Here is a 21,365-nt window from a genome sequence, read left to right on the forward strand (position 1 = left end):
ATAAGTTCTCACCGATACAGTGCCTCAATCGGGATATATGCATTTTTTGTCAAATTAAAATTTTTAACCCTGAATCTCGCTTGAAATCCAGGGTTATTCGACAGACTGATACAGCATAGCTATCTTAACTATGCTGTATTTTCTGTTATCCCACTCGGTTTGCGTAAAACTTCGCTAACGACATTACGCTTTTGGGAACAGGAGCTTTTTTTATATCATAGCTGGATTTCGCTGCTGTCTGCGGTGATTTGAAAGTTTTCACGGTAGACGGTCGGGGTGCAGCCATGTGTGCGCTTAAACAGAAGCGTAAAATAGGACGAATCGGAAAATCCGCAGAGTTTGGCGATGTCAGTGACCGAAAGATCGCTGATCCGCAAAAGGGTGCCGGCTTTTTCCATCCGCAGCGAGAGAATCAGCTGGTGCGGTGTTTGTCCGCAGGATTCTTTGAATGTCCGGTTGAAATACGCTTTGCTCAGATCAAGTGACGCAATCAGCTCGCTGATGGAAATTTCTTCGGTGAAATGCTCCCGGATGTACGTGATGGCTTTTAAGATATGCCGGTTCGTTTTTGACAAGGACTGCATGGAATCGCGCTGACTTTGTGCGATATCAGCAATGAGATACTGCGTGAGCGCGTTAATTTTTAAGCGGTTTTGTTCCGGTAAGGCAAGAAGCCATTCGATTTCCTCAAAAAGCCCAATGAGTCGGTCTTCATGCGGACAGGAGAGCTTTGCAGGGAGTGCATTTAACACAGGGTGATCGTAAAGCGGCTGTGCATGTGTGGGATCGCCGAAAAAATAACCGTCGGGGAGATAGCGGGCGCCGCATACGTCAAAACACAGGACGTAACAGTTGTACGGTGGTACGCCGGCAACGCATTGACCGGGTTTCCGAACGGAAATATCCCCTTTGGAAAAAGGCGTGAATTTACCGTCAATCCATACGCCGCCGTCGCTTTTGGTATAATATTCGATCTATAGTCATAGCAGATGTGCTTAGTCCAACGGACTGGTTTCTCGTCAAGACCGTTAAAATAGCCGGTGAATCGACCATAGCGAAGCAGGGAAGGACGAAATTGCGTGTCGTCAAGTTTCAAATGCACATCTCTCCTTAGAAAATATTTTTCTTTAAAGATAGTATACTTTTCTTATATTGTAAAGACGAAAATTATAGAAATGAAACACTTTTTTGTGTATGATAATGATACTTTCATTACAGAGAACAAAGGAGTGTTTTCATGGAGCAGCTTACAACACATCAGCGGATGCAGCTCATTTTTGACCATAAAGAACCGGACAGAATCCCCATTTGGGATACGCCGTGGAACGGAACAATCTCCCGTTGGAAGCGCGAGGGAATGCCTGATAAATTCGATGGGGAAACCTATGTGGACTATTTGGGACTTGATAAAATCGCGCGTTTTCAGCCGGACAATTCACCGCGATTTGAGGCCAAAGTGGTAGAGCGCACCGATACATATCGGATTTATACAACGCAGTGGGGTGCCACACAAAAGGAACTCATTGGCGAGGATACCACGCCGGAATTTCTGCATTTTACAGTGACCGACCGTGAAAGCTGGGAAGAGGCAAAAAAACGGATGGTTCCGACGAAAGACCGCATCAACTGGAACTACTTAAAAGAAAACTATCAAAAATGGCTCGATGAGGGCTATTGGAAAGTGGCCAATCTGTGGTTTGGATTTGATGTGACGCATTCATGGATGTGCGGCACGGAAACGATTTTAATCGCCATGCTCGAGGACCCGGAATGGTGCATGGATATGTTCAACACGATGCTCGATCTGCATATCGCACTGTATGAAATGGTGCTGAATGAAGGCTATCGGTTCGACTGCGTCTGGTGGTGGGACGATATGGGGTATAAACACAATCAGTTCTTCTCCAAAACAGTCTATCGTGAAGTGTTAAAGCCGGTGCATCAGCGTGCGATTGACTGGGCGCACAGCAAAGGAATGAAAGCACAGCTGCATTCCTGCGGTGATATTATGCCGTTTGTACCGGAACTTACAGAAATCGGACTGGACGCGCTCAATCCGCTGGAAGTCAAAGCGGGGATGGACCCTGTCAAGTTAAAAGAAACGTATGGAGATCGTCTGGTACTGCATGGCGGTGTGAATGCGCTGCTTTGGAATCAGATGGAGGATTTGAAAGCGGAGTTAAAGCGGCTGATTCCCATTTTAAAACAGCAGGCGGCTATATTTTCGCAACCGATCATTCGATTCCGAATACAGTGAGCCTGGCAGATATGAAAGAAATTGTTTCGCTGATTAAAACAATCGGCGCATATTAAACATGCAATGGAGTGCCTTTGCAGCACTCACGAAAAAGACGGGATCGTTTCAAACGATCCCGTCTTTTGATCTTGTGTGATCATGTACTGCGCAAAGAAATGTTTATTTCTCTTTTGGCTTTATAATCAAGTGATCCGCCAAAGTGAATACATCGCACACACCTTTATAAGTACACCATTGCGGCATTTTTGCATACCGATGTACGATAATCCGAAAACAACCGATCGATTCCTTGACGGAAAACACGAAATCTTTTTTGACGATTTCTTTCTCACATGGAGCGTTTGGAATGTGCATGGTTTCTTTTAAAGAAAGGTGCGCTTCATCAGAACCGGTAAATAACGCAATATATTCAGGAAACACAATGCCCGAACGATGATGAGATAACAGACCGATTCCAATACTTTCGATTTCCTGTGGATGTTTGAAAACACCGGTAACATCTAAGTTTTCAAGTGTGCCTAACCATTGACCGCATAGATAATCACATCCCTCGCTGAAATCGCTTGTTTCATGAAGAGCTGTTTCTGAAAAAAGTCCTTTTAATGCATCGGCGTCGTGATTTTCTATCGCCATTATTATTTGCTGGCATTTTTCATCATTTTTCTCTTCTTCAGTTTTGAATATGTTGTTTATATTACAGCCCGTCATACAAACAACAATTCCAAATAGAAGTAGAATACACAGTATGTTTCTTTTCATGGCGGTTACTCCCATATATTTCAACCTTTTATCTTTGTTTGCCCTCTCCTGACATTTCCTACCCTAATTATAATGAAGTGTAATACTTCATGCAATGAGACGGTTTGAAAAACATATCAACTCATAGGGAAAGCAAAAAGTCAACCGAGACAGAGAAAGAAATCCTTTGACAGAGACAGCCGATAAAGGAAACACCGTCAGCGTGTGACTGCTGGCGGTGTCGTACATATAAACACTTTTGAAAGAATGTTGCTACTAAGTTTTTTATTCATCCGATTTATCATTTTCTATATTGCTTTCAACTTGTTTCAATGCGTCTGTGATGTTTTTTCTAATTGTTTCTTCATTTATGTTTTCATCTCCAAAACGAAATGTCATTACCGCTGCATGACCTTGTATATGATATAGACAAGTTAATTGTCCCCAACATGGGATGCTGTAGTAGTTGATTTTACCAGTAGAGAAACTTCCAGCCTCTTTAGGGTACATAATTTGCGGAGTATCAACGCTGTTTAGAATTTTTTGTACCATTTCAAAAATTCTATCTATTGAATCAGAGTTATCCTCGTTTTCATTGCCTTCAATCCCTATGGTTTCCTCTGAATAATCAACACTAAACCCATATTCTTCAGCAATATCACTTACCTCTTTTAGATAATCCTGGCTTTCCAACAGAACTTTTAAATAGTCATTTCTACATCCAAAATGATATGTATTATCATAGACCAGACCATGTACTGTAAATTCTATTCCATTTTCGTCTTGAAATTTTCCTGAATCATTTTCTTTATTATACGATTCCACAATCACAAAATCATGTTCTGGATATTCTTCCTCGAGACACATTATAATGCGTTCATCTGTATTTTTTCCGCTTAAAGGATTATCAGGATTATTAACATCCCGCACTAATTTACCTATTTCAGAACAGCCGGAAAAAGCCGTACATAATAATAGGATCATCAAAATCATTCCTATTTTTTTCAAAACATATCCTCCTCAAATCACGGAACTTCGGTACGGTTTACCTATTGTTATTATACGATAAAACCTAACCATATTCAATCTTAGTGATCGCAGACATTTATCTGAACATCAGAAAATATTGGATTTTTCATCTAAATCAAAAATAGACGCAATAGATAATATCAGCGGCAGGGATTTCTCCCCACCGCTCTCCTTATGCAAAGATGATTTCTTTTTCTACAATCTCCTTTGCACACGCTCGTATGTTATTCATTCTCTGTGTCCATTCTAAAGCGTTTTCCACCTTTAACTGCTCTGTGATGCCATGCGCCTGTTTCATCTGCTCTGTAAGTCTTTCCATACGCTCCTGTGCTTGTTTATCTATATCGGCAAGGTAAGTATTCAGCCTACCGCTTGTAAGTAGCGTTGTATATATATTTCTGTGGTATTCTTTCAGATACCGCAAGTGCCGCTGTCCCCACAAACCGATAGGCTGTTCTTTTTCGGCTGGTAAGATAAGACAAGGAATATAATAATCTCCTTGCAGTTCATACCATAGACCATTTTTATCATCGTAAATATACTTGTCCATTGAAAAATCCTCCGTTATAATATATTCGCACATACATCACAGTTCTCCGATTGCCACACTCTGTTATATCTTGTTATGAGATTTTGTTGCCCTTGCATTTGCCCTTATGAGCAAGGAGGGAAAGAGTAAACTTGTGTGTAACCGTATAAAGAGATAAGGCGAACACATTGCGATAAATCCTTTATTTTCAAGGCTTTTGGAGGATTTTATTAAAACACTGTAACCCCTGTTGAAAGGTCATAATTTACTGATATTCAAATATCGATTTTACTAAAATAAATCTATGGAAATATTCGATCAATTTTGTTTATTCAAAACAGCGGCAACAAAAAACAAGCAGGCGTTAAGACCTGCTTGTTTGAATGAAAGATTAGTCCAAATAGGTGTCCACTGCTTCAAACAGTGTGTGATTGCCGTATGCCCAGTACATCAGACCAGCCAGGTGTTTCTCGCGGATGAATTTGCATTTTTCGCAGATCGATTCCGGTGTTTCATAGGAGATGAAGTCTGCACCGTCATACAGATATGCGGCTTTTGCCTGATCGTCCCAGAATTTTGTGAACCGATGCTGTGCGACAGCCTGCGGGTCCTGCAAATCAAAATCCATCCGGATATTGCCCACACTCGAAGCCGGCTGACCGAGACCGTGGGTATCACCGCCTGCAACACCTGCCCAGCGTCTGCCGTAAAATGCCGCGCCGAATACCATTTTCTCATATGGAACGCCAGCATCATAGTATAACTGAACCGTGCGTTCGCCGCAGGGGCCGTTCGGCTCGCCGGTCTGCGGATAGAGATTTGTGTGATGGCCGGTCACATTGGTGAAGCCGCCGCGCAGATCATAGGTCATCAAATTGACGTAGTCAACAATTTTTGCGACCTTATCCATCTCGGTGTTTTGAATGAAATATGCATCGCCGCCTACTGCGCAGGAGAGCTCATAGCGTTTGCCGGTCTTTTGGGAAAGTGCGTCAAGTCCTGCACGCAAGTCTTCCATTAAGAAGGTGAAATTCTGTTTGTCAGACGGATGGCATGCAATTTCAGCGGAATCAATGCACGGATACTCCCAGTCAATATCGATCCCGTCGAATTCATATTTTTCGACGATGTCCATTGCGGACGAAACAAAAGCATCCCGGCCTTCTTTGGTGAATGCCATCTGTGAGAATCCGTCTGCACCCCAGCCGCCGATGGAAAGGTTGACACGAAGATCAGGATTCAGGCGTTTGTATGCTTTGATGCGGTCTATGTACTGAAGATGGTCAACGGTCACTGTGTGATCGTCACGGATAAGTCCAAACGCGATGTTTAAATGCGTGATGCGCAGAATGTCATTGACGCGCAAGTCGTTGACGGTATCCTCCATGATGTATGGTGCGAATACATGCTTTTTCATAAAATATCCTCTCCCTTAATAAGATCGTTTATTACGTTAATCTATTGCAAATTTTAAGCATCCAACCGGACGAATCGTCAGGACATGACAGCATCCCGGATGCAATACCTGCTCCATGCCGTTTACAAATGCATCGAGCATGGAATGGGGGACATATGCCTGAATGGTTCCGGCAAAACCGCCGCCGTGAACGCGGACAGCGCCTTGTCCATGGAGCAGGCGTTGTGCAAATGTGAGTGCAAGTGCCACACTCTGCTCATTCGGATGTGAGGGGCTCGAAATGTTTTGCAGAAGCTCCCAAGAGGAACGTCCCGATTCCAAAACCGTTTGGAAGAAAGCGGGTTGATCGTTTGCCTCCATTGCATTTTTGAGCAGGTTTACACGTTCAATTTCATTGAAGAAGTGAATCGAACGAAGCACTGCACGGTCTGTTGCCTGTGTGCGCAGTTCTTTGACAGAATCAAAGAATGTATCGGGATTTACTTCGCGCAGAAGTGTCTTGCCGAAAAATGCAGCACACTGCTTCATTTCTGCCGGAATGGCAGCATAATCGTCGGTTAAATCAGCATGGTCAGCGCCGCTGTCTACAATGACGAGTGCACAGTCAAACGCATCGGGTGAAAATGTAATCGGAACAACTTTTGGCGCGGACAGATCAGCGAAATCGATATAGACGCATCCGCCGACAGCGCATGCCATCTGATCCATTAAGCCGCTTGGCTTTCCGAAAAAGACGTTCTCGGCAACCTGTCCGATTTTTGCAAGTGTCTGCGCGTCCAGTGCGCCGCCGCAGTAAAATTCATTCAAAATGCAGCCGATCAGCACTTCAAAGCATGCGGAGGAGCTGAGACCTGAGCCGCTCAATACATTCGACGACACATAGATGTTTGCGCCCGATACAGCATATCCTCGTTTTGCCATTTCTGCGGCAACACCGCGGATGAGTGCTGCAGTTGTGTTTTTCTCCGATTCCTGCGGCGAAAGGGTGCTGAGTGAAACCTGGATGGGCGCATATCCTTCCGAAACAAGCGAAATAACCGGTTCAGCGCACGGCGCAGCGGCAGCGATTGCGTCAAGCGATACTGCACCTGCAATGACACATCCGTTTTGGTGGTCGGTGTGGTTGCCGATCAGCTCGGTACGGCCCGGTGCGGAAAACAGAGAAAGATCTGCCGCTTCGCCGAAGTGATGCATAAATCCTTCGATCAGCGCACAAAAGCGATCATGCACAGCGCAAAGATCCGATGTGCCATAAACAGAAGCAAAAACAGGGTCAAGCTGTTTATTACGACATGCATTTAAAAGTGATTGACTATTCATAGGAATCCTCCGAGGGTCGTTAAAATCAATTCCAGTTTACAACAAAAACATAGAAAAAGTCAACAAAAATCTGTATATCGTAATAAAAACAACAGGCAATTTGATCATGATATTTGGAAATATGACGATTATCCTTCAAAATCTTCAATCAGCCGCATCAATTCCTCTTTACTGTCCGCTTCAATACCGGATAAAAGTGCAGACTGATCAGCAGCAGGCAAAACAGAAAACGGTGTTTCGAGCGTGTAAAACGGTTCGGTTTCTCCGGGAGCAAATGCGCCGATCCATCCGTTGTATTCTTTTAACAGGTACACGGATTGTACAGAAGTGTCTGTTTGTTCTGCGGGCTGCGGTTTGATTGCGGCAGACGGCAGTGTGATCAGCAAAATACAAATGATAAGCACAAAAACAATCAATGCGGTTAATAAACCGATTCGATATGCCTTAATATTCATAAAAATCCACCTTTCGCATCATTCTTTTCCCTTAGAATTGGCAAACAGAATGTTGTTTATTCATAAGCAAAGTGTGAACAATCTAAATTTTGGCTTAACAAACCGGAACAAGTGTGCTATAATGGTCAAAAATGCGCATGTCGTGTCATGCTTGAATCAAAAAAGAATCATGTCGTAATAAAGATAAAGGAGGATTCTTGTTATATGGAGCGTAAAAACAGTAACAAACCTGTACAGCGCGTTGTGCGTACAGGAAAACCTGTCAAAAAACGCCGGAAAAAGCCGCTTACAAAAGGGCAGCGCGTTGCAAAGACTATTTTTGCAACCATCGGAAAAGTTCTTCTTACATCGTTTCTTGTCATGGTGATTACGGGATGTATTGTAGGAACGGCACTGACGATTTATGTACTTCAATATGTTGATTCTGAACCGGTGATTCAGCTCTCTGAAGTGGAGATGAGCAATTCGGGTACGATTTTCGGTATCAATGCACAGGGCGATTATGAAGTGGTTCAGCAAATAAGCCGCGGTGCAAAGCGGGAATGGGTTTCGCTTTCGCAGATTCCGCAGGATTTGCAGGATGCGTTTGTGTATTTTGAGGACGAACGGTTTTATTCGCATGAGGGTGTTGACTTCAAACGAACGTTTGGTGCGGTGCTCAATGAGATTTTGAATCTGTTCCATATCGGATCGGGCGGCGACCGGTTCGGCGGCTCAACGATTACACAGCAGCTTGTAAAAAATATCAACGGCGATATTTATAATCGTACGGTTGAAGTGAAGATCAAAGAGATCATGCAGGCGATGAATTTAGAGCGCAACTATTCAAAAGACCAGATTCTTGAGGCGTATTTGAATATTGCAGGATTGCATTTTAACACGATTGGCGTGCAGGCGGGTGCAAATCTGTATTTTGGAAAAGATGTGTCGGAACTGACGCTTGCGGAATGTGCATCCTTGGCGGTTATTACAAAATCACCCAAAAATTATAATCCGATCTCCAATCCGGAAGCTAACAAAACACGCCGCGACAACTGCTTGAAAAAAATGCTTGAATTTGACCGCATTACGCAGGAAGAATATGAAGAAGCAATCAATACACCGGTTGTCACAGTCGATCAGTCGAATACAGAATCGGAAGAGGAACAGGAAACAACAACCAACAAGCAGAGCTGGTTTGTGGATGCTGTGATCGAGGATGTCATTGACGATCTCGTAGAGCAGTATGATTATACTGAGGAGTATGCGGAAGAAAAACTGTATACAGGCGGCTGGAAAGTCTACTCCACCATGGAGATTCAGACGCAGCAGCGCATGGAAGCCATCTTTGAAAATGATGACAATTTTAATGCAAGTCCGTATAACTCAGAAACGATGCCGCAGGCTTCCATGGTCATCATGGATTATGAGGGAAATGTACGCGGATTGATCGGCGGCCGCGGTGAAAAAGACCAGGCACGCGGCTTTAACCGCGCGACCATGGCATACCGCGGGTTTGGTTCTACAATCAAACCGCTTTCTGCATATACACCGGCGCTTGAACAGAACTTGATTACCTGGTCAACTGTGATGATGGATGAACCGGTTATGGAAATCACCGATCCGAAAACAGGCGAAAAACGTCAGTGGCCGAGCAACTATTCCAAAAAATACAATGGTCCGGTATCGATTGTTGATGCAGTTCGAAACTCGCTCAACACAATTCCGGTACAGCTTGTGCAGTCGCTCGGTGTCGATAATTCTTACAAATTCATGAAAGATGAATTGGGATTTTCGAAGCTTGTGAAAGATACAAGCCAGATTGGTGAGGACAGCATGGCGCTCGGCAGTGCGGCGACGAACCTGGTCGAATTGACAGCGGCATATCAGATGTTTGGAAACGGCGGCTATTATGTTGAGCCGACCACCTACACAAAAGTTGTAGATATGAGCGGCAAAGTAATTCTCGACAATACAAAGCGCGAGAAAAAACAGGTCATTTCCACGGATACGGCAACCGTTATGAACCGGATGCTTTGGGAAGCTGTCAACAACGGCGGTACCGGCGCGCGTGCGGCGTCTTCCAAATGGGAGGTTGTCGGTAAATCGGGTACGTCAAACGATTACATTGACTTGGCGTTTGCAGGCTGCACACCGTATTATGTGGCATCCATTCGCTATGGATTTGACGATAACTCCGCAATCAGCAATAAAATGGGACGTCACGATATCTCGTTGTGGAAAACGGTGATGGAATCGGTGCAGCAGGATCTTCCGAGCAAGAAATTTGATCTGAATATGACAGGCGTTGTTCAGGAACGTTACTGCACAGAGACCGGATTGCTTGCAGGAAGCGATTGTACTTCAACAAAAACAGGCTATTTCCGTGAATCGAACATACCGGCAGTATGCACCGGTCATGACGGTGCGCAGTCCACGTCCGATTCCGAGCAATCGACGGTTTCAGCAATTCAATAACGATACAAAAACTTCTTTGTGTATACTTGCACAAAGAAGTTTTTTGTTACGTTTGAGCAGTGACTTCATGCGTTTTTAAATAATCAGATAATTGAAGCTTGCGATTCGATTTTTGGTGTGCTATAATAAGCAAAAAAGATAATGAGGTGAAAAAATGAGTTCTATTTCTTGCAGATAAATCAAAAGAGAACACAGCAAAATGAGGGGAGAAGTCTGTCTGTTTGGCTGTGTTGATGCAAGAAATGAATTCATTGTAACGCCTGTTCCATATGCAATTTGTCCGTTTTGTAAGAAATGGTCTGTTTGTGATGTGAAGAGCTGCAGGAAGTCATTCTTGCAGCTCTGTTTTTATGTAACATCAGCAAAATGAAGGAGATGAGCATATGGCAATGATTCGATTTGATCATGTGACATTCGCATATCCGGGAAGCTATGATAACGTGTTTGAGGATTGCAGCTTCCAATTTGATACAAGCTGGAAACTTGGACTCATCGGCAGAAACGGACGCGGAAAAACAACACTGCTGCGCCTGTTGCAGCATCAGTGTCCCTATACCGGAACGATTACCGGTACCGCATTGTTTGACTATTTTCCGTATCCGATTGAGGATAAAAGCCGGATGACGACCGATATTTTAAATGAAATCTGCCCGACAGCACAGGAATGGGAACTGCTGCGGGAATTTTCCTATTTGGAACTTGAGCCGGAGGTGTTATGGCGGCCATTTTGTACACTGTCAAACGGAGAACAGACAAAAGCGCTTTTGGCGGCATTTTTCCTCAATGAAGGTCATTTTCCGCTGATCGACGAACCCACCAATCATTTGGATCTGCATGCCCGGCAGGTGGTTGCGTCATATCTGCACCAGAAGAAAGGATATATTCTTGTATCGCATGACCGCGCGTTTTTGGATGATTGTGTCGATCACATTCTGTCGATCAACAAAACGACGATTGACGTACAGGCAGGGAATTTTTCTTCCTGGTGGGAAAACTTTTCGCGGCAGCAGCAGTTTGAAGAAAAGCAGAACGAGCGGCTGCAGCATGATATCACACGTTTGCGCAAATCTGTTGCCAGAACATCGAACTGGTCGGATCAGATCGAAGCGTCAAAATACGGCGACGGTTCGGCAGACAAAGGATATATCGGGCATCAATCCGCAAAGATGATGAAGCGAGCCAAGGCGATTGCACAGCGAAGAGAACGCGCGATCGAACAGACTGCCGCGCTTTTGAAAAATACAGAAAAAGCCGAAGCGCTGAAAATTCATCCGCTGACACATCATAAGAAAACACTTGTGACGGTTTCGGATGTTTCTGTTTCCTATGATGAAAATACCGTCTGTGAGCCGGTTTCGTTTGCGGTAGAGCAGGGGGAACGTGTTTGCTTGACCGGTAAAAACGGCAGCGGGAAAAGCAGTCTGCTCAAACTGATTTTGGGACAGAACATTCCGCATGCCGGCACGGTTTCCTGTGCATCAGGGCTTATCATTTCGTATCTTCCGCAGGACCCATCGTTTTTGCGGGGAACGCTCGCCGAATGGATTTTGGAGACGGGTGTTGACGAAACGCTGTTTAAAACGATTTTAAGAAAGCTTGATTTTGAACGGGTACAGTTTGAAAAGCCAATGCAAGGGTATTCGCAGGGACAAAAGAAAAAGGTGCTGATTGCAACAAGCCTTTGTGAAAAAGCGCATCTTTATTTGTGGGACGAACCGCTGAATTACATTGATGTTTATTCGAGAATGCAGATTGAAGCGCTTTTGCAGACGGCAAATCCGACAATGATTTTTGTCGAGCATGACCGCGCATTTGCCGAACAGATTGCCACAAAAATGCAAATGCTGTCCTGAAAAAAGTTTGTTTTTGCTCTTGCATCTCTCGTTTGAATGGTTTAAAATAGGCAAAAAAATACCGAAGAGGTGACCGATATGGATGTCAGTCAATATGATGTTATATGGAATACGCAGAGCAAGCATTCAGGAGAGGCAATGCCTTGCGGCGGCTTTGATACAGGGGCAAGTGTCTGGACGGAAGAAAACGATATTTTGTTTTATCTGGATCGAAGCGGTCATTTTGATGAAAACAATCAGATGCTGAAAGCCGGACGAATCCGCATACATTTTGAAGAGAATCCGTTTGTGCACACATTCCGCCAGCAGCTTTCGCTGAAAGACGGTTCTGTGTGGATTACAGGGGATGATGTGCAGGTGAATATCTGGTTTGAAGTCACACAGCCGGTCTGCCATGTGGATGTGGTATCCGAACAGGAAACCACCGTGAACGTTTCGTATGAAAATTGGCGGCTTCATGTGCGTCCGCTTTGTGGCGAAGAACGGATGGCGGCATCCAGCTTTGTGTCTTGCCCGGAGGATGTTTATACTTACCCGGATGCAGTGACGGCAAAAGAAAGCGAAGTGCTCTTTTATCACCAAAACCGAAATGATCAGCTTGTGTTTGATAAATCTGTCGATGCACAGGGACTCGGCCATGTCAAAGATCAGCTCATAAACTGTCAAAAGGACTTGATCTTTGGCGGCAGACTGACAGGTACAGACTGCACGTTTACGGGAGAGTATGAGGGAAGCTATGCGGATGTTCCGTATCGCGGCTACCGGCTTCGTTCGGCAGAAAAGACAACCCATCATTTCAGCATTTTCCTGCACAGCGAACAGACACCGCAGGCAGAAACGTTTGTGTCACATCTTTGTGCGATGACATCTGCGGCGGACGCAAAACAAACGGCAGTCAAATGGTGGACAGACTTTTTTGACCGCAGCTATATCGCGATCAATGACGAAAAAGGCGAAACCGATACAGGATACACACTTGCAAGGAACTATACGCTGTTTCGGTATATGCTCGGATGCAACGCATACGGCAAATATCCGACGAAATTCAATGGCGGACTGTTTACTACCGATGCGTGCTTCAGCGTAGATGAGCGTCACCGCGGAAAAACACCGGATTTTCGCATGTGGGGCGGCGGCGCATTTACCGCACAGAATCAGCGTCTGGTTTATTGGCCGATGCTCAAATCAGGCGATTTTGACATGATGGCGCCGCAGTTCGATTTTTATAACAACCTGCTTTCGAATGCTGAAATCCGCACGAGAGAATACTGGGGACACGAGGGCTGTTCGTTCTGCGAGCAGCTTGAAAACACGGGACTGTCGATCTGGTGGAATTATGGCTTTGACAATACGTCGGATGAAAATCATCACCGGCCAAAGCACTTTGACAAAGCAGAATTGCGCGGTCCATGGACGCGGTATGAATACAGCACACAGCTTGAATTTTCATATATGATTTTAAAATATCATGAATATACAAAAGCGGATATCAAGCAGTATATTCCGCTGATTGAAAGCTGTGTCCGGTTTTATTTTGAGCATTACAAACAGATCTACAAAGAAAACACCATGTCCGAATACGACGAAAACGGCAAGCTGTTCATTTCGCCGTCCACTGCGCTCGAAACGTATAAAAACGCAGTCAATCCGACGGACGCAGTCAGCGGACTGCGCGCGGTCGTAAAAAAACTGTGCGCACTGCCGCAGTATGTCGACTGCGCATACTATGAGGAACTGTTTTCACATCTGCCGGAGATTCCGACAGTGGATATTTACGGCGGCAAATGTATCAAACCGGCTGATTTCTGGTCGGGATGCATCAATTTCGAGATTCCGGAACTGTATCCGGTATTTCCGTATGAGCAGTACGGCATCGGCCGTGAGAACCTCACGACAGTGATTCATACATGGAATCATGTGCCGGACGGGCAAAAGGATTACATCAGCTGGCATCAGGACGGCATTTTCACCGCGCGGATGGGTCTGACCGAAGAAGCGCGCGAAATCAACACCAAGAAACTGCAGAACGGTCCAAGACGATTCCCGGCATTTTGGGGTCCGGGTCACGACTGGGTGCCGGATCACAACTGGGGCGGCAGCGGTATGATCGGTTTGCAGGATATGCTGGTACAGCAATACAAAAATACAATCTATGTATTGCCGGCATGGCCAAACGAATGGGATGTTTCATTTAAGCTTCATTTGGAGGGCGGCATCACGATTGAATCCGTATATCAAAACGGAACATTGCAGTATACACTGGCCGGCGAAGATGCCGCACAGTATACCGTTATCGACTGCTTGCATCAATAATGAATAAAAAACAGCGAACCCGCCGTGATAAATCATGGCGGGTTCATTTTTTAAAAAAACCGAAAAGGAAATAAAAAAGATCGCCGTGCAGCAGTGCAGCGACGATCAAGAATATCTTTGTCAGTTGTAAAAACGATTCATTCCGAGAGAATCGGGAAGAGCATTGCCTTTATTATTTTGCTTTTTTACGGAAATATCTTGTGAGAACCAATCCGCCTGCTGCAGCTGCCGCCAGAAGCGCGCTCAGCAATGCGAGCGGCTGCGAATCGTCGGTGTCAGGGATTGTTTCACCTTCGTCCGGTGTTGGCTCGGTATCCTGTTCTTCCGCTTTGATGGTGAAGGACTGAACCGCTTTGTTTCCGCTTGCGTCTTCCGCCTGATAGGTGACGGTGTATGTACCTGCGCTTGCCGTAACAAACGTGTTGTCTTTGAGCGCAACATTTGCGCCTGCCGGATCGGTTACTGTAACGGTTACATCCAGTGCGCCATCGGTTTCGTCGTTTGCGGATGCATCCGGAAGCGTGACGGTCTCGCCGACAACGGCTGTTTCAGGAACTTCGCCGTCGATGGTCAGGGTCGGCTGCTGTGTATCCGGGGTCTCTTCTTCGTCGCCCTCGAGCACAAACAGTGTGCTTGTTTTCTGGCTGCCGTCTTCTGCTGTGACAGTCACAGTGACAGCAGAGGATTGATCGATGCTGCCGTCTTTTCCTTCTGCAAAGGAGGCGGTGACCGATGCACCGTCGGAAACGGTGACATTCAGTTTTTCCAAATCGAATGCGCCGTTTGTTTTGATAACGGTGTTTTCACCGATTGTTTCAATGACTTCGCCGTCTTCATAACGGATTTCTTTGATATCTTTTGCGTTGCTCTGAGTTGCCTGACCGGTCCAGATCGGGTTCGAGAATGCAAAGCCGAGGCTCTGTCCTTCACCTTTGCCGCCATTGCCGGTTGTACCTTGTTCGCTGATGACTTCGATGCGGTAGAATTCGTTCGGTTTGACTTCCAAAGAGAGCGTTTCGCTGAATTCTTTGACACCTTTTCCGGTCAGATCAACTTCGTATACCACTTCTTTCTGTGCGCCGTCATCAGCACTTCCGGTGATAACGTTTTTGATGAGTTTGACGTTTTTCAGATCATAGTTCTGATCGAATGCGGTGATGTTGAAATCCACTTTCTGCGCACCGTCAACATTCAGTGTTTCGCCCATGCCGACACCTTCGATGTTGTAGCGCAGTTCCGGACCGTTCGAACCGTAATAGCTGCCGTTTGCGAGGATTTCCTGGATGTTGTCATAGGAGAGGACATCCATTTCCGTTTTGATGTACGGATCAGCCATTTTTCCCGGATTATGGCCGTCAGAGTTTGCAATGCCGAAGTACTTCTGCTCACCGATGCGGTTGACGTTGTCCCAGTACTCGAATGCAAAGGTGTTCACGTTTTGGTCTGCGTCAAGTGCGTGATAAAATCCGTTCCAAACCTCAATGCCGCTGTAGCCTTTGATGCCGTATGGATCGGAGAACTGAAGTCCCGGGTAGTTCGGATGTGCCACATAGAAAATGCCGCCGGCATCTGTCACCTGATCGATGGTGTCCTGCCATGTCCAGATTTTTCCGTTCACATTCTGATTGATGCGGTATTCCGGGATAAAGTCAACGCCGTATGCCAGCGCGTGGCCTTTGCCCGAAGAAGTGATTTCCGTGCCGGTGATATTGATGAAATCACCCTGCAAACGGTTTGTTTCTGCTTCTGTTTCCGCTTTTTGAGAAATCGCATTGTGGTCGGTGCTGTACAGCCAGTTGACGAGCTTATCCTCATATGCGGAGTCAACGTTTTGGCGAATCGTGCCCGAACCGTCACTGTTTGTGGAGTGAGTGTGGTTATCACCGGCATAATATCCTTCGCCGTCGATGGAAACTGCCTTGGAGAATGCAAGGGCAATGTCGTTTGGTGCAGTGACATTGGATTTGATCAATCCGCGGCCGCCTTCGAGCGCGAGTACCTGGAATTCTACCGTTTTGCTTTCTTTCGCCGGGATTTCAGGAATGGTGATAGAGTCTTTGCCCAGCGAGAACATTTGATATGGTGTATCCAACGATACTTCGACATTTTCGACCGGCTCGTCCGAATCATTGCTGATTGTCACGGAAACCGGGAAGATATCGCCTTTTTGAAGGTTCTCGTCATACACATTCATGGATGCATTCAGACCATATTTGCGTGCATTATAGTATAGATGTTCTCGCTCGACTATGTATGCGACATATATTTGCGTGATTGTTGTCTGTATTGTAAGTGCAATTTGGCTGCTTTTTCGGAAGCTTATTGAAAAAAGATAATAAAAATGGATAGATAAAAGCGAAATGATTGATACTTAAATTTATTTTTATATAAAAACCTTTTGTTTTTTACTGCTATCTATAGTTTTTTACTATGATTTATGAAAAAAATCAATGGACAACAGATTTTTCATATGATTAAATAAGGCTGTAATCTCTCGTGAAAGATATCGGTCAAATTAAAAAGAAACGGAGGCAAAAAACATGAAACAATGGAAAAAGCGCGTGCTTTCCGGTGCAATGGCTGCTGTAATGACAGCGTCGACATTTGCAGCCGGCGGCTTTACCGTGCTGGCAGGTGATACGCTGCCGATGCTCGGGGAAGAGGCGCGCAAAGCTGAACAGCCCAAGTTTTCGGGCTATCGGATTTGGGACATCAGTCAGTGGAGTCCTGAAACAGATCCGTATGCAGAATTCTTGCGTGCGGATATCCCGCTGCAGGAGCGTATCGATGCATTCAAACCGACACAGGCAAATCCAGAGCTTGATTCGGATGCACAGATTATGCTGATGCAGGGAGACTACGGAAATGCGTTTGTGGACGGCATGATGTACAACAACACATTTTTGTATCACACGCTGAATTTCTGGCAGTACACGGACTATTATTCACCGTGGCATGGTGCAATTACTGCCAAAGTTCCGGAGAGCATCTGGGATTGGGAGGGTGCACTGACCGACCCGGACGCATGGATGAAACGCCGGTTTGAGTTTGGTATTTTGAATATTCCGAACCCGGCATATACGAATGCAGCGCACAAAAACGGTGTAAAATCGATTGCGTGCATTTATTTTGATCAGTCGTTCCGTGAAGGACAGACGATTGACGAGCTGTTTAGAAAAGATGAAAACGGCAAATTCATTGTTGCGGAAAAACTGATTGAAATGGCTGAGTACTTCGGATACGACGGCTATTTCTTCAACTGCGAGGAAGCACCGGACAGCCGCGAGGATGAGCGTGCATTCTTAGCAAGACTGACAGAGGCAGGCCTTTGGACACAGTATTATGATACAAACTCAAGCTTTAATGAAAATAAAGCAAACTGGCTTGCATATGATATCGATGGCGACGGCGAAAAAGAAAAATTGCAGGATTCCGTGTTTGTAAACTACGGATGGCCGTCTTCCATCGACAGTCAGATTGAATACATTAAAAACAACGGCTACGATCCGTTTGAGCAGGTGTTCTACGGCGTAGAGGCAAACCAGGGCAAATTCTCCGGCAGCCACGGTTCTGTTTCGGGACTGCCGAATCTGTACGCAGAGGGTACAAAAAATCCGCGTGCAAGCATTGCACTGTTTACGCCGAGCGACTACTATCATCGCGGTGTCGATGAGGTAGAAGGCGGCAATCCTGTTTCGACAGCAGATCCGGATTATATGTGGATGGTCGCAGAACGCGAGAGAATGTACTTCTCCGGTGTGACTTCCGATCCGACCGATACCGGCAAAAAAGAAGGTTACAGCCGTCCGGATGTTGGCGTCAGCAATGCAAGCGGCTGGGTTGGTGTTGCAGATTTTACAAGTGAACGTTCTGTCGTTGACGGCAGTGTGTTCTACACGAATTTCAACACCGGCAAAGGCCGTTCGTATTGGACAGACGGCAAACTGACAAACGGCGATGACTGGACAAACATCTCCGTGCAGGACATTCTTCCGACATGGCAGTGGTGGATCACCGTTCCGGAAGCTTCGGAAGGAGAAGAGCCGTACGCAAAACTGAAAGCTGATTTTGACTACGGTGAAAAATATTATACCGGCGCAACCGAGTTTACACATATCGGTGCGTACAACGGCGGCAGTTCGCTTGTTGTTGCAGGCGAGTTGGAAGCAGAAAATCTGCTCCGTCTTTATAAAACAGAGCTTTCGGTGAATGCATCGTCAAAAGTAGAGATTACATATCAGAAACCGTCTGCTTCTGACGGCTCTGAGATGAAACTGGCGCTCATCTTCAAAGATGATCCACAAAATGTTGTGTATCTTCCGATTGCAGGAACAGGCACAAAGACAACTGAGTGGAAAACGGCTTCCGTTTCGCTTGGTGCATATGCAGACAGAGAGATTGCAACAATCGGTTTGGCATTTGCACCGAAACAAGGTACAGTTTCCGATTATCAGATGAATATCGGTGCTATCCGCTTGACAGACGGCACAAATCATACACCGGCTGTTCCGGAAGCATTCAAAGTGGATCGTGCATTCTCGACCGATGAAATGATTGCAACATGGAAACTCGGCGATTTCAACACCGTTGATAAATACGAAATCTATGCAACACTTTCAAACGGCAAAAAACTGATGGTCGGCACAAACTTTGCAGATCTGCACTACATTAAAACACTTGAAGGCGAAACAGAGAATGTAACGCTTTCACTCGTGGCAATCGGCAAAGACGGTTCCCGCAGTGAGGCTGCAACAACATCCTACAACTATGCGGAAAAAGTCGGCAACCTTAAAGCAGACACAGAAGTTTCCCGCAATAACTTCAATGTGTTTACCAAACGCGCGGGCGTGATTGATCTGACCTGGACCGAACCGAAAGCGGCATATGAGTCGATTGAATTCACAGTTACAATGGATGATTCGACGGACGATACCACAGTGGTTCGCACGGTATCGAAAGGAACAACATCTGTTTCGATCCCACTCATGAAATCAAACGGTGAAAAATATCAGGTTGAAGCAAGAACGGTGTTTGCAGACGGAACAAAGAGCGAACCGATTATGCTCACCGGATATATGAAAGACGTTTGGAGCCAGCCGTTTGATCCGGAAGACAAAGTATTTGTTTCGGGTACAAGCATTGAATTCTGGCAGCCGGCATCCGAAGACTGGTACAAGATGTATGTCTCGTTTAACGGGGAAACACTGCAGTTTACGGCACGGTTTAATCCGGAGCGCAATTATATCACCCGCGGCGGCAACAAGATGTATTCAACTTTGCCTGCTGCAAACGGAACATTGAAGATTGTTCTTGAGGACTATACAGGCAACATGTCCGAACCGGTTTACTATACGGTATGTGAAGATCCGACTGCAGAGATTACATCAGAGATGTTCCCGGATCCGGTACTGTTTGAAGCAGTGAGGGAACAAATCGGCACGACAATGGAAGAACTGCTTGCATTTAACGGAACACTTGATGTATCTGGTAAAGCAGTGGAAGATCTGACCGGCCTTTCGCTCATCGGCAATTTGACTGCACTTGACTTGTCGGGTACAAATATCAAAGAGATCAGCAAAGGACAGCTTCCGAAAGCACTCACCAGCCTTGATTTGTCGGATTGCAAAGCGCTCACACGCATTGATGTGAACACTTTTGCCGGATTGGATGCGCTTAAATCAATCGATATCACCGGCTGTACCGCATTGCAGGTGCTCGGACTGAATAACTCGGCACTTGAAATGGTGGAATATGGCGATGCAAATTCGTTTAAGGAACTCATTTCCGTTACACTTGAAAATTCGCGCTTTGATCTGACAGAAGGAACCCAGATGGGCGAATTTGTAAAAGCCGCAACCGAGATTACGAAAGACAAAGAAGACATCGTGCTTCGTGCAACGGAACTTTCGAATCTTGGACCGAAAGCGTCGATTGATCAGGAAAATACAACACTGGGTGATTGTAAATTATTGTTTGACGGCGATACAAGCAACTGGACTGGACTGGATGTCAGCGGCACTATCCCAGGTGAAGCAGTATTCGTGTTTGATTCTCCGCAGACAATCGAAAAATGGACATTGCTCAACAGCAGTTACGGCGGTGCAAAAACGTTTGAACTGCAGTATTCTTTAGACGGCACTGAGTGGAAAACTCTCGGTACACCGGTTACCGGAAACGAACAAAAAGAGGTAACGCAGACTGTAACGGATCCGGTTGCAGCAAAATATTACAAACTGAAAATTGATGAAACATACAGTTGGTATCCGATTTTGTGTGAACTGTATCTCTACGGCTATGAAACAACGCTATATGAAGCGGGTGTAAAAATATCCGGTCAGCGTCCGGCAGTATATGTTTCTTATCCGGAAGAGGTGTACAAAGAACTTGGTGAGGGAACACTCGATCCGCAGTCACTGATTGAATATAAAACTGTATCGGGTACACCGTTTGCTTCGCTCAAAGGTGCAGCATTTGTCGCAGAAGATTATGACATTGATGCACAAATGAAAGGCGGCGCAGATTTGATTCTTGTCAATGAGGATCCAAACGGCGTTATTGCACTGAATCGTGCAGGCGTATATACCGTGAAGTTTGTAAACTTCGGACAGAATCCGAACGGTGACGTTCATACCACTGTTGTATCGGTTGGAGATGTTGTAAAACCTGTGGATAAGGATGCGTTGATTTCCTTGATTCAAACAGTAGAGAACATGGATCTCACACCGTATACGCAGACGAGTGTAGATGCACTGAGTGAGACACTCGAAGCAGCAAAAGCAGTTGCCGCAAATGAACAGGCAACACAGGAAGAAGTTGACAAAGCATATGCAGCGCTTGAAAACGCAGTTAATGCGTTGGAGAAGAAGGGCGAAGAAGTCCCGGATACAGGAGATCACATTCCGTATACATTACCGGTCATTCTGATTCTCGCAGCTTTTTCAGCTTTTGTAATGAGAAAACGTTTGATGAGATAATCGTTGTTTTCATTCTCCTTATA

14 protein-coding genes are annotated in these 21,365 nt (G+C 45.5%); 5 read left to right on the forward strand and 9 right to left on the reverse strand.

Going from position 1 to position 21,365, the window contains the following annotated elements:
- Positions 1 to 215: 215 nt before the first annotated feature.
- Positions 216 to 752, reverse strand: a complete 537-nt coding sequence (locus H6A12_RS10905) for a helix-turn-helix domain-containing protein (RefSeq protein WP_204447809.1) — start codon at positions 750 to 752, stop codon at positions 216 to 218.
- Positions 746 to 1,096, reverse strand: a complete 351-nt coding sequence (locus tag H6A12_RS10910; RefSeq protein WP_204447810.1) for a hypothetical protein — start codon at positions 1,094 to 1,096, stop codon at positions 746 to 748. Before H6A12_RS10910 ends, H6A12_RS10905 begins: the two co-directional genes overlap by 7 nt.
- A 141-nt stretch (positions 1,097 to 1,237) precedes the next feature.
- Between H6A12_RS10910 and H6A12_RS10915 the strand changes: the two genes are divergently transcribed.
- Entirely contained in the window at positions 1,238 to 2,257 is a 1,020-nt protein-coding gene (locus H6A12_RS10915) for a uroporphyrinogen decarboxylase family protein (protein WP_204447811.1), read from the forward strand.
- Positions 2,258 to 2,416: 159 nt separating this feature from the next.
- Here H6A12_RS10915 and H6A12_RS10920 read toward each other — a convergent pair whose 3' ends face one another.
- From H6A12_RS10920 to H6A12_RS10945, 6 genes are all read right to left on the reverse strand, one after another.
- A complete protein-coding gene (locus H6A12_RS10920; RefSeq protein ID WP_204447812.1) occupies positions 2,417 to 3,016 on the reverse strand; it encodes a DUF5104 domain-containing protein in 600 nt (199 codons plus the stop codon).
- A 264-nt stretch (positions 3,017 to 3,280) separates the two neighbouring features.
- Positions 3,281 to 4,003 carry a hypothetical protein gene (locus H6A12_RS10925; protein ID WP_087390610.1) on the reverse strand — a complete coding sequence of 241 codons (723 nt, stop codon included), beginning with the start codon at positions 4,001 to 4,003 and terminating at the stop codon, positions 3,281 to 3,283.
- 193 nt (positions 4,004 to 4,196) lie between these two features.
- Positions 4,197 to 4,574 (reverse strand): TnpV protein, encoded by a 378-nt coding sequence (locus H6A12_RS10930; protein ID WP_204447813.1) that lies wholly within the window; start codon positions 4,572 to 4,574, stop codon positions 4,197 to 4,199.
- 370 nt (positions 4,575 to 4,944) lie between these two features.
- On the reverse strand, positions 4,945 to 5,970 hold the full coding sequence (locus H6A12_RS10935; RefSeq protein ID WP_204447815.1) for a glycoside hydrolase family 18 protein: 1,026 nt from the start codon (positions 5,968 to 5,970) through the stop codon (positions 4,945 to 4,947).
- Positions 5,971 to 6,006: 36 nt separating this feature from the next.
- The gene (locus H6A12_RS10940) at positions 6,007 to 7,290 is read right to left on the reverse strand and encodes a galactokinase (protein ID WP_204447817.1); all 1,284 of its coding nucleotides are present in this window, start codon (positions 7,288 to 7,290) and stop codon (positions 6,007 to 6,009) included.
- Positions 7,291 to 7,418: 128 nt separating this feature from the next.
- A complete protein-coding gene (locus H6A12_RS10945) occupies positions 7,419 to 7,745 on the reverse strand; it encodes a hypothetical protein (protein WP_204447818.1) in 327 nt (108 codons plus the stop codon).
- 204 nt (positions 7,746 to 7,949) lie between these two features.
- On the opposite strand from H6A12_RS10945, the gene H6A12_RS10950 reads away from it, so the two are divergent.
- From H6A12_RS10950 to H6A12_RS10960, 3 genes are all read left to right on the forward strand, one after another.
- Positions 7,950 to 10,202: a transglycosylase domain-containing protein gene (locus H6A12_RS10950; protein ID WP_204447819.1), complete on the forward strand. Its 2,253-nt coding sequence runs from the start codon at positions 7,950 to 7,952 to the stop codon at positions 10,200 to 10,202.
- 383 nt (positions 10,203 to 10,585) lie between these two features.
- Positions 10,586 to 12,055 (forward strand): ribosomal protection-like ABC-F family protein, encoded by a 1,470-nt coding sequence (gene abc-f / locus H6A12_RS10955; protein ID WP_204447820.1) that lies wholly within the window; start codon positions 10,586 to 10,588, stop codon positions 12,053 to 12,055.
- A 78-nt stretch (positions 12,056 to 12,133) separates the two neighbouring features.
- A complete protein-coding gene (locus H6A12_RS10960; protein ID WP_204447821.1) occupies positions 12,134 to 14,368 on the forward strand; it encodes a DUF5703 domain-containing protein in 2,235 nt (744 codons plus the stop codon).
- Between the two features lie 172 nt (positions 14,369 to 14,540).
- On the opposite strand, the gene H6A12_RS10965 is transcribed toward H6A12_RS10960, so the two are convergent.
- On the reverse strand, positions 14,541 to 16,562 hold the full coding sequence (locus H6A12_RS10965; RefSeq protein ID WP_204447822.1) for a CehA/McbA family metallohydrolase: 2,022 nt from the start codon (positions 16,560 to 16,562) through the stop codon (positions 14,541 to 14,543).
- A 346-nt stretch (positions 16,563 to 16,908) separates the two neighbouring features.
- On the opposite strand from H6A12_RS10965, the gene H6A12_RS10970 reads away from it, so the two are divergent.
- A complete protein-coding gene (locus tag H6A12_RS10970) occupies positions 16,909 to 21,342 on the forward strand; it encodes an endo-beta-N-acetylglucosaminidase (protein ID WP_204447824.1) in 4,434 nt (1,477 codons plus the stop codon).
- Positions 21,343 to 21,365: the final 23 nt, after the last annotated feature.

The organism is Merdimmobilis hominis (assembly GCF_016901855.1).
Taxonomy (GTDB): Bacteria; Bacillota; Clostridia; order Oscillospirales; family Ruminococcaceae; genus Paludihabitans.

Coding starts and splice junctions, on each gene's coding strand:
- H6A12_RS10970 (WP_204447824.1), top strand. CDS start 16,909: ATGAAACAATGGAAAAAGCGCGTGCTTTCCGGTGCAATGGCTGCTGTA.
- H6A12_RS10920 (WP_204447812.1), bottom strand. CDS start 3,016: ATGAAAAGAAACATACTGTGTATTCTACTTCTATTTGGAATTGTTGTT.
- abc-f (WP_204447820.1), top strand. CDS start 10,586: ATGGCAATGATTCGATTTGATCATGTGACATTCGCATATCCGGGAAGC.
- H6A12_RS10930 (WP_204447813.1), bottom strand. CDS start 4,574: ATGGACAAGTATATTTACGATGATAAAAATGGTCTATGGTATGAACTG.
- H6A12_RS10950 (WP_204447819.1), top strand. CDS start 7,950: ATGGAGCGTAAAAACAGTAACAAACCTGTACAGCGCGTTGTGCGTACA.
- H6A12_RS10915 (WP_204447811.1), top strand. CDS start 1,238: ATGGAGCAGCTTACAACACATCAGCGGATGCAGCTCATTTTTGACCAT.
- H6A12_RS10940 (WP_204447817.1), bottom strand. CDS start 7,290: ATGAATAGTCAATCACTTTTAAATGCATGTCGTAATAAACAGCTTGAC.
- H6A12_RS10945 (WP_204447818.1), bottom strand. CDS start 7,745: ATGAATATTAAGGCATATCGAATCGGTTTATTAACCGCATTGATTGTT.
- H6A12_RS10965 (WP_204447822.1), bottom strand. CDS start 16,562: ATGAATGTGTATGACGAGAACCTTCAAAAAGGCGATATCTTCCCGGTT.
- H6A12_RS10960 (WP_204447821.1), top strand. CDS start 12,134: ATGGATGTCAGTCAATATGATGTTATATGGAATACGCAGAGCAAGCAT.
- H6A12_RS10935 (WP_204447815.1), bottom strand. CDS start 5,970: ATGAAAAAGCATGTATTCGCACCATACATCATGGAGGATACCGTCAAC.